Genomic DNA, 9,414 nt, shown 5'->3' with positions numbered 1-9,414 from the left:
AAACCCGGAGCGGTTCAGAGAGCGCTCTGGTCTGCGGTTCGAAACATTGCGAGGCAAGCGGGCTGATCTGGCTCGAAGTTGATGAAGCAGCGGACTACGCAGACGGTCGCCGGATCTTCGACGCCTTCAGCGGATCAGCAATGAAAATGCGAGCACGATAAAAGCGATTGGCTTTTTGGCGTAACGGACGGCTGCGGTATCGGGTGCCCGGGCACCCCGGTCCGCAGGATGACAGCGTCGATCCAGAAGCGTTCGAGATATTTCTACGCTGGTGTGCCAGATTTCGAACAAGCTGCGAGCGGAAGGCCGTCTAATGTAAAAAGGGCAGCGCGGTTTCCCGCGCTGCCCGCTGTTCCTGCCCTCGGGCTGAGATCAGAAATGGACCGAGCGCGCGGTGCCCGGCACTTCGATCGGCGGGGCAAACTTGGTCAGGTCGATGCCTTCGACCGCCGATTTGTATTCCTCGGCAGAAGGCGTGCGGCCAAGGATCGCCGACAGCACCACCACCGGTGTCGAGGCCAGCAGCGATTCACCCTTTTTCTCGGAGCTGTCTTCGACGACGCGGCCCTGAAACAGCCGGGTCGAGGTTGCCAGAACGGTATCGCCCTTGGCCGCCTTTTCCTGGTTGCCCATGCACAGGTTGCAGCCCGGACGCTCGAGATACAGGATGTTCTCGTATTCGGTGCGGTTCTGCGTCTTGGGGAACAGGTCGTCGAATTCGAAGCCGGAGTACTTCTGGAGGATCTCCCAGTCGCCCTCGGCCTTCAGCTCGTCGATGATGTTATAGGTCGGCGCGGCAACCACCAGCGGTGCCTTGAATTCGACCTTGCCATCTGTCTTCTCGATGTTGCGCAGCATCTGGGCGACGATCTTCATGTCGCCCTTGTGCACCATGCAGGAGCCGACAAAGCCAAGGTCGATCTTCTTTTCGCCGCCGTAGTACGACACCGGGCGGATGGTGTCGTGGGTATAGCGGCGCGACGGGTCGGCGTTGTTGACATCGGGATCGGCGATCATCGGCTCGTCGATCAGATCAAGATCGACAACCACCTCGGCGAAATACTTGGCCGAGGCATCCGGGGTCAGCGCGGGCTTTTCGCCCGAGCGGATCTCGTTAATGCGCTTGTCGGCCTTGGCGATCAGGCCCGCAAGCGTGCCGGCCTCGTTTTCCATGCCCTTGTCGATCATCACCTGAATACGGCTCTTGGCCAGCTCGAGCGAGCCGATCAGCGTCTCGTCTTCGGAGATGCAGATCGACGCCTTGGCCTTCATCTCGGCGGTCCAGTCGGTGAAGGTGAAGGCTTGGTCAGCCAGCAGCGTGCCGATGTGAACCTCGATGATGCGGCCCTGGAACACGTTGTCGCCGTGCTGTTGCAGCATCTGCGCTTGCGTGGCGTGAACCACATCGCGGAAGTCCATGTAATCCTTCATCTTGCCGGTGAAGGTCACCTTGACAGATTCCGGAATCGGCATGGTTGCCTCGCCGGTTGCAAGCGCCAGCGCGACGGTGCCGGAATCGGCGCCGAAGGCCACGCCCTTGGACATGCGGGTGTGGCTGTCGCCGCCGATGATAATATCCCAGTCATCCACCGTAAGGTCGTTGAGCACCTTGTGAATGACGTCGGTCATCGCGTGATAGCTGCCCTTGGGATCGCGCGCGGTGATCAGACCGAAGGCGTTCATGAAGGACATCAGCTTGGGAATATTGGCCTGCGCCTTCTTGTCCCAGACCGAGGCGGTGTGGCAGCCCGACTGATAGGCGCCGTCCACGGTCGGCGAGATCACTGTCGCGGCCATAGCTTCCAGTTCCTGCGCCGTCATCAGGCCGGTGGTGTCCTGCGAACCCACGATGTTGACCTTGACCCGCACGTCGGAGCCGGCGTGCAGGATCTTGCCCGGCGTGGTGCCAAGCGCGTTGGCGTTGAAGATCTTTTCAACCGCGGTCAGGCCTTGGCCGGGGATCGACACCTCTTTGGACGGTGCAAACACCGGCGCCGGGGTCACGCCCAGCGTCTCGGCGGCAAAGGTCTGAAGCTTCTTGCCGAAGACCACTGCATAAGAGCTGCCGGCCTTCATGAATTCGACCTTGGAGGGGGTGAAGGCCGAGGCGACATCGACCAGCTCTTCGCCGTCTTCGCTCAGCAGCTTCTTGGTCTTGGTGTTGATCTTCAGCACGGTGCCGGTCGCGACCGAGTATTTCTGGTCGAGGATCGGGTTGCCTTCGTTGTTCAGGATCGGCTTGCCGTCGGCATCCAGCTTCTTGACCCAGTTTTTGAGGTCAAGCCCGATACCCCCGGTGACGCCCACGGTGGTCAGGAAGATCGGCGAGATACCATTGGTGCCCGCGACGACGGGGGCATAGTTGACGAAGGGCACATAGGGGCTGGTCGGTTTGCCCGTCCACAGCGCCACGTTGTTGACGCCCGACATCCGCGAGCTGCCAACGCCCATGGTGCCCTTTTCCGCGATCAGCATCACGCGCTTGCCGGGATGCTGCAGCTTCAGCGCCTCGATTTCCTTTTGCGCGGTTTCCGAGATCATGCACTTGCCGTGCAGCTCGCGGTCCGAGCGCGAATGCGCCTGGTTGCCCGGCGACAGAAGGTCGGTCGAAATGTCGCCCTCGGCGGCGATATAGGTGACCAGCTCCACCTCTTCCTCGATGTCGGGAAGCTTGGTGAAGAATTCGGCCTTGGCGTAGCTTTCCAGCACGTTCTTGGCGATGGCGTTGCCAGCCTTGTAGGCCGCTTCCAGCCGCGCCATGTCGGCCTCATACAGGAACACCTGCGTCTTGAGCACCTCGGCGGCCTGCGCCGCGATACCGTCATCCTCGCCAAGCGCCAGATCCAGCAGCACGCCGATCGACGGGCCGCCCTTCATGTGCGACAGCAGCTCGAAGGCAAAGGTCGGGGTGATCTCGGGCACGAGGCTTTCGCCAAGAATGATCTTCTTGAGGAAGGCGGCCTTGACGCCAGCGGCGCTCGTGGTGCCGGGCAGGGTGTTGTAGATGAAGAAGTCCAGCGAGCCGGCACGGTGCGCATGTCCCGGCTCTTCGATCTGCGCGATCAGCTCGGCGACCAATGCGCCATCGTCGATGGGCTTGGGGTGAAGCCCCTCGGTCTTGCGCGTTTCGATTTCGGCGAGATAGTCCGTGTACAAGCTCATGGCGGTCCCTGCTGTTCAGCGTTGTGTCAAGGAAACATCGCCCTGCGCAGGCACGACCGGCGCATGGCGGGAAGGATTGTATGCGGCTGTATACCATGCGGCGCGCCGCGGCAAGAGCCCTGCACCGGAAGGATACCGCAAACCGAGCAAACTCAAGGCCCGATTTGCATGAAAGCATGGCAACGGGCGCGCAAACGGGCGCTATCTTGCGAGGCCCTGGCCAATCTGCTTCGAAACAGGGCTGAAAGCGGCGGATTTCAGCAGGGTTCCGCTTGCCAAGTCAGGAAAGACTGGCGAATGCAGCCGCAGCCTCCAGATAGGTCTGGAACGCCCATTTCCAACGGAATCGACATGACCGGATTTCCCCTGACGCGACGTGCCCTGCTTGCCTCTGCCCTTGGTGCGGGGGCCTTTCACCTTTTGCCAGAAGCCGCGCGCGCCCAGCAGGCCGCCGCCGAGGCTGGCCTGCGGTTCGGCCCGGCCGAACCCTTCGATTTCGAGATGCTGACGGGCATGGCGCGCGATCTTGCGGCGCAGCCGTTTGTGCCGATGCCGGTGGCCGATGGCGCGATCCTCGATCAGATCGATTATGACCGGCACAACCAGATCCGCTTTCGCGAAGAACTGGCGCTGTGGAACGCCCCCGGCCAGTCGCCGGTGCAGTTCTTCTTTCCGGGCACGTATTTCCGCGAGCCGGTGCATATCTATGCGCTGGAGGACGGCATGGCGCGCGAGGTGCCCTTTACGCTCGATGCCTTCGACATCCCCGAAGGCAACCCGGCCCGCGGCCTGACCCAGACCGAAGGCTTCGCGGGCTTTCGCGTTCAGGAGACGCCGGGCGGCAATGACTGGATGGCCTTCCTTGGCGCGTCCTACTGGCGGACATCGGGCTATTCGGGCCAGTTTGGTCTGTCGGTGCGCGGGCTGGCGCTGGATACCGCCATCGCCACCGGCCCCGAGGAATTCCCGCGCTTTACCCGCTTCTGGCTGGAGCAGGGCGACGATGGCGCTCTGACCACATATGCGCTGCTGGAAAGTCCGCGCGCCACGGGGGCGTATCGCATCGCCTCGACCCGCGCTGACGAAGGCGCGGATCAGGATGTGCAGGCGCATGTGTTCCTGCGCGGCGATGTCGACAGGTTGGGCCTTGCGCCGCTGACCTCGATGTATTGGTACGGCAAACCCGATGCGCGCTTTGCGCCCGACTGGCGCCCCGAGGTGCATGACAGCGACGGGCTTGAGATCCACGCCTCGAACGGAGAGCGTATCTGGCGCCCGCTCGGCAACCCGCCGCGCACCATGTCGAACAGCTTTTACACCCCCGGCGTCAAGGGCTTTGGCCTGATGCAGCGCGAGCGCGATTTCGACGAATATCAGGATGACGGGGTGTTCTATGAAAAACGCGCCTCGGCCTGGGTGCAGCCGACCGGCGATTGGGGCGACGGGTCGGTGACCCTGATCGAGATCCCGACCGATGACGAGATCCACGACAATATCGTCGCCATGTGGACCCCTACCGACCCGGCCAGTGCGGGGCGCGAGTATCAGTTCGGCTATCGTCTGACATGGTTCGAAGACAGCCCGGTGCCGCAGAACGCCGCGCGCTTCACCGCGACGCGGATTGGCGCGGGCGGCGTACCGGGGCAGCCGCGGCCCGATGGCGTCGTCAAGATCGTCTGCGATTTCGACGGCTTTGGCTTTGACGGGCTGGAGCGTGGGCCGGGCGTGGTGCCGGTGGTGACGACTTCGCGGGGCGAGACCGGCGGTTACGCCGCTTACCCGGTGGTGGGCGAGGATTACTGGCGCGCCGTCTTCGATCTCGATTTCTCGGCGCTGCCTGAGGAAGACGACAGCCCCATCGACCTGCGGCTGTATATTGCAGTCGACGGCGCGGCGCGCAGCGAAACCTGCCTGTTGCAGCTGTTCCCGTCGCAGTTGCGGCGCATGCTGTCCTGACCGGGACGGATCGCTGACAGACATGCTGCGCGCGGCTGATCGTTCTGCGCTTGGACGTGCGGGCAAAAGGGGGGCGCTGCCCCCCTCGGCCTTGTGGCCTCACCCCCCGGGATATTTGAGGCCAGAAGATGCTCGGGGCGCTTCAGGCGGGGGCGGGCCAGCCCTGCTGGTGCCAGGCGCTGTCCCAGAAGCGCCATTCATGCCAGCAGCCTTTTGCAAAAGCACGGTGCATTCGGACGCGAGTGGCGGCATCGCTTGCGTCTGCGCTGCGATCGACGAGGGCGAGCATTCGGCTTACCGCCTCGTCGAAGGCCTCGCCGGAATAGGTGTCGATCCATGCGGCGAAGGGGTTTCCTTCGGGCGATATGCGCGCGATCTCGTGGCCGACGTCGCGGTAGATCCAGAAGCAGGGCAGCAGCGCGGCGACGCTTTCGGCGAAATCCGCCAGTGCGGCAGTGCGCAGCAGGAAGGCGACGTAGTGATCGCAGGCGGCGGAGACTTCGGTGGCTGTGAAACGCTCGGCACTGACGCCAAACAGGCCCATATAGTGAGCATGCAACTGGCGTTCGACCGCGATGGCCCCGGCGGCGGAACCAGATAGCTGCGCGACGGCATCCGGGTCCGGCGCTTTTGCCGCTGTGAGGGCAAGGGCACGGGCAAAGCCTTCGAGGTAATGGGCGTCTTGCACGATGTAGCCCTGAAAGGCGTCCTTGGGCAGCGAGCCATCGGCGAGGGCGCGGTTGAAGGGCATGTCGTGGATCTGTTTGCGCAGCGTGGCGGTTGCGGCGGCGAGGTCTTGCGTGAAGCTCATGTCGAGGCGTCCTTGAAGGCGTGGAAATGATGCACCGGGCCGTGGCCGCTGCCGACGCTCAGCGCGTCTGCGGCGGCGATGGCGCCGGTGATGTAATGTTTTGCCGCTGAGGCGGCCTGATCGAGCGCCAGCCCGGCGCCAAGATGGGTGGCAAGGGCCGAGGACAACGTGCAGCCGGTACCGTGGGTGTTGCGGGTTAGGGTACGCGGGGCGTCGAGCCATATCGCGATGCTGGCGGTGGCCAGCAGATCTGGGCTTTGCGCGCCCTGCAGGTGGCCGCCCTTGAGCAGAACCGCCTTTGGCCCGAGCGCCAGCAGGGCGCGGGCCTGCGCCAGCATCTGCTCGGTGCTCTGAGCTTCGGGCTGATCCAGAAGGTCGGCGGCTTCGGGCAGGTTGGGGGTGATGACGCTGGCCAGCGGCAGCAGGCGCTGGCGCAGCGCGGCGACGGCACCTTGTGCCAGCAGGCGATCTCCGCCCTTGGCGACCATCACCGGATCGAGCACCACCGGGCACTCCAGCCCGCCGAGCGCATCGGCAACGCAGGCGGTGATTGCCTCATCGCCCAGCATGCCGATCTTGACCGCGTGAATGGTGATATCGGCGCGGACCGCGTCGATCTGCGCGCGGATCAGTTCGGGCGCGCAGAGACTGACGGCGCTGACGCCTTGTGTGTTCTGTGCGGTGATCGCGGTGATGGCGCTCATGGCGTAGCCGCCGTTGGCGCAGATCGCCTTGATGTCGGCTTGAATGCCGGCGCCGCCCGAAGGGTCGGAGCCGGCGATGGACAGGATGTTGGGGATCATGCGGTCATCCACGATTGCATAAGGTGGCGCGCGGCGGCGGTCATGTCCGGCGCGCGCGAGATGGCAGACACCACCGCAAGCCCGGCACCGCCGGCCGATTTCACGGCGGCGGCGTCCTGTGCGGTGATTCCGCCGATGGCGAGGCAGGGCAGGGCGCTGCGCGCTGCGATGCGGGCAAAGCCGCCGTGCCCGATGGGCTGGGCGTGGTCGGGTTTCGACGCGGTGGCATAGATCGGCCCGAGGCCGAGGTAGTCGACCCCGGCGGGCACATCGCCTAGCTGCGCCTCGTTCTCGACCGACAGGCCAAGGATCATGTCTGGACCGATGCGCTGGCGGATTTGCGCCGGATCGCCGTCGGACTGGCCGATATGCAGCACCGGGGCGCCGATGGCGAGGGCGATCGCGACCCGGTCGTTGATCACCAGCTGCGCGCCCAAAGGCGCGAGCCGGGCCATCAGATCGCGGGCCAGCGCGGCGAAGGCCGGGTCGGGCAGGGTCTTGTCGCGCAGCTGTACCCAGCCCGCGCCTCCGGCGGCAGCAGCCAGCGCCTGCTCGATGACCGGGGCGGGGGCCGTGGCATCGGTGATGAAACACAGCGGCGGGATCATCGCGCCGCGATCCTTGCGCCCGCAGCCAGATCTTCGGGGGTGATCGCCGCCAGCGCATCGAGGAAGGCCACCTGAAACGAGCCCGGCCCGGCGCTGGCCATTCCTGCGCGTTCCCCGGCGAGCCCATAGAAGGCCAGCGCCGCGACGGTTGCGTCGAACGGATTTTGCCCGACGCAGAAGGCCCCGACGATGCCAGTCAGCGAACACCCCAGCGCGGTGATGCGCGGCATCATGGGGTGACCGTTCGCAACCTCGGCGGCGCGCGTCCCGTCGGTGACGTAATCCAGCGCGCCGGTCACCGCGACCACGCCGCCGGTCCGCAGCGCAAGCGCGCGGGCGGCATCTTGCGCTGCCGCGACGCTGTCGGCGGCGTCGGCGCCCTTGCCCGCCGCTTGCGTTCCGGCGAGAGACAGGATCTCGGAGGCATTGCCCCGGATCACCGTCGGGCTCAGCGCCAGCAGCTCGGCTCCGAGCGCCCGGCGATACCCCGTCGCCCCCACCGCCACCGGATCAAGCACCCAGGGCTTGCCCGCGATGGACTGCGCCGCGCCAATCATCGCCTCGGCCCAGGGCGGCGAGATGGTGCCGATGTTGAGGGTCAGCGCCTGTGCGATGCCGGCGAATTCGGCGGCTTCTTCGCGGGCATGCAGCATCGCGGGCGAGGCCCCCGCCGCCAGCATCACGTTCGCCATGATGTTCATCGCGACATAATTGGTGATGTTGTGCACCAGCGGCGCGGCGGTGCGCATGGCGTGCAGCGCCTCGGCGGCGCGCTGGTTTGCGGCTGTTGTGTCGGTCAACTCTGTCTCCTCCCGCGCGGGGGAAGACTGGCAGACAGAGGGCACATGGCCGTTCAAGTCCTGCGCGCCTCCCTCCGCCGGCATTATCCGGTTCAGGTTCGAAGGGTGCGTCTCAGCCCGGTTTCCCGAGCGCCCCTGTCGCTAGTGCCGCGAGGGTTTCATCGTTGGCATGGCGCGTCAAGCCCTGCGGTTCAGGGCGGCGCGGGCTTGCCGTCGGGGGTGACTTGCGTCAGATCTTTGCGGGTGCGCCAACACCATACCGGAGTCCCCACGATGACCAAGCCCGACCTGATGATGCTTTGCCCGCAGCGCCCGGCTGCAATGGCGCAGCTTGACGCTGCCTACCGCGTGCACCGCTGGGATCTTGCGCCGGACAAAGAGGCGTTTCTGGCGCAGCACGGCCCGGCCTGCCGCGCGCTGGCCACCAATGGCCACGCGCCGCTGACCCGGCAGATGCTGGACCTGATGCCGCGGCTCGAGCTGGTCGCCTGTTCTTCGGCAGGGTTCGAAGGCTTCGATCTTGCGACCATGGCGCAGCGCGGCATTGCGCTGACCAACAGCTCGCCTGCGCTGTGCGACGACGTGGCCGATACCGCGATCCTGCTGATGCTGGCGGCGCGGCGCGGGCTGGTGGCGGCGGATGCCTGGGTGCGTTCAGGGGACTGGGCGCGCAAGGGGCCCTTTCCATTGCAGACCAGCGTTGCTGGCTCGCGGCTGGGGGTGGTCGGGCTGGGCACCATCGGGCAGGCCATCGCAGAGCGCGGCGCGGCACTGGGGATGCAGGTCAGCTACTGGAACCGGCGCGACAAGGGGGCGCAGTGGCGCTTTGTGCCGGACCTCGTGCAGCTTGCCCGCGAAAGCGATACGCTGGTTGCCATCGTGGCGGGGGGCGAGGGCACGCGCGGGCTGATCTCCGCCGAGGTGATCGACGCGCTGGGGCCGCAGGGCCTGCTGGTCAACGTGGCGCGCGGCTCGGTCGTCGATGAAGAGGCGCTGATTGATGCGCTGAGTTCGGGGCGACTGGGTCATGCGGGGCTTGATGTCTATGCCAGCGAGCCGGACCCCGATCCGCGCCTGACGTCGCTTCCGAACACCACGCTGCTGCCGCATCATGCCTCTGCCACGGTACAGACGCGCGATGCGATGGCGCAGACCGTGGTCGACAATCTTGCGGCGCTGTTCGCGGGGCGGGAGTTGCTGACCCCGGTTGATCTTGGGGCCTACCTACCGGGCTAGTGTTGCACCTTGCCGATTGCCCTGTCTCGGCACCGGCC

Annotated in this window: 7 protein-coding genes and 1 riboswitch; of the genes, 2 read left to right on the top strand and 5 right to left on the bottom strand. The window is 65.6% G+C overall.

Annotated elements, in window-relative coordinates; genetic code table 11:
* Window positions 1-372: 372 nt before the first annotated feature.
* Window positions 373-3,162 (bottom strand): bifunctional aconitate hydratase 2/2-methylisocitrate dehydratase, encoded by a 2,790-nt coding sequence (locus KO516_RS05940; RefSeq protein ID WP_216002873.1) that lies wholly within the window; start codon window positions 3,160-3,162, stop codon window positions 373-375.
* Between the two features lie 351 nt (window positions 3,163-3,513).
* Here KO516_RS05940 and KO516_RS05935 point away from each other — a divergent pair, with 351 nt between their 5' ends.
* Window positions 3,514-5,118 (top strand): glucan biosynthesis protein, encoded by a 1,605-nt coding sequence (locus KO516_RS05935; RefSeq protein ID WP_216002872.1) that lies wholly within the window; start codon window positions 3,514-3,516, stop codon window positions 5,116-5,118.
* A 142-nt stretch (window positions 5,119-5,260) separates the two neighbouring features.
* Here the strand turns inward: KO516_RS05935 and tenA are convergent, their stop codons facing one another.
* The 4 genes from tenA to thiM are packed head-to-tail and all read right to left on the bottom strand — an operon-like array spanning window position 5,261 to window position 8,140.
* On the bottom strand, window positions 5,261-5,929 hold the full coding sequence (gene tenA / locus KO516_RS05930; protein WP_216002871.1) for a thiaminase II: 669 nt from the start codon (window positions 5,927-5,929) through the stop codon (window positions 5,261-5,263).
* Window positions 5,926-6,732 carry a bifunctional hydroxymethylpyrimidine kinase/phosphomethylpyrimidine kinase gene (gene thiD, locus KO516_RS05925; protein ID WP_216002870.1) on the bottom strand — a complete coding sequence of 269 codons (807 nt, stop codon included), beginning with the start codon at window positions 6,730-6,732 and terminating at the stop codon, window positions 5,926-5,928. Before thiD ends, tenA begins: the two co-directional genes overlap by 4 nt.
* Complete coding sequence (thiE, locus tag KO516_RS05920; protein ID WP_216002869.1) at window positions 6,729-7,340, bottom strand: thiamine phosphate synthase; 612 nt, start codon at window positions 7,338-7,340, stop codon at window positions 6,729-6,731. Before thiE ends, thiD begins: the two co-directional genes overlap by 4 nt.
* A complete protein-coding gene (thiM, locus tag KO516_RS05915; protein WP_256444152.1) occupies window positions 7,337-8,140 on the bottom strand; it encodes a hydroxyethylthiazole kinase in 804 nt (267 codons plus the stop codon). Before thiM ends, thiE begins: the two co-directional genes overlap by 4 nt.
* Before the next feature lie 52 nt (window positions 8,141-8,192).
* A riboswitch (TPP riboswitch) is annotated at window positions 8,193-8,287 on the bottom strand.
* Between the two features lie 126 nt (window positions 8,288-8,413).
* Between thiM and KO516_RS05910 the strand changes: the two genes are divergently transcribed.
* Window positions 8,414-9,376 carry a 2-hydroxyacid dehydrogenase gene (locus KO516_RS05910; protein ID WP_216002867.1) on the top strand — a complete coding sequence of 321 codons (963 nt, stop codon included), beginning with the start codon at window positions 8,414-8,416 and terminating at the stop codon, window positions 9,374-9,376.
* Window positions 9,377-9,414 lie beyond the last annotated feature (38 nt).

It is taken from the genome of Citreicella sp. C3M06, assembly GCF_018860705.1.
In the GTDB taxonomy this organism is placed as follows: Bacteria; Pseudomonadota; Alphaproteobacteria; order Rhodobacterales; family Rhodobacteraceae; genus Salipiger.
This window is presented reverse-complemented; position numbering and strand designations above follow the sequence as displayed.

Coding starts and splice junctions, on each gene's coding strand:
- KO516_RS05940 (WP_216002873.1), bottom strand. CDS start 3,162: ATGAGCTTGTACACGGACTATCTCGCCGAAATCGAAACGCGCAAGACC.
- KO516_RS05935 (WP_216002872.1), top strand. CDS start 3,514: ATGACCGGATTTCCCCTGACGCGACGTGCCCTGCTTGCCTCTGCCCTT.
- tenA (WP_216002871.1), bottom strand. CDS start 5,929: ATGAGCTTCACGCAAGACCTCGCCGCCGCAACCGCCACGCTGCGCAAA.
- thiD (WP_216002870.1), bottom strand. CDS start 6,732: ATGATCCCCAACATCCTGTCCATCGCCGGCTCCGACCCTTCGGGCGGC.
- thiE (WP_216002869.1), bottom strand. CDS start 7,340: ATGATCCCGCCGCTGTGTTTCATCACCGATGCCACGGCCCCCGCCCCG.
- KO516_RS05910 (WP_216002867.1), top strand. CDS start 8,414: ATGACCAAGCCCGACCTGATGATGCTTTGCCCGCAGCGCCCGGCTGCA.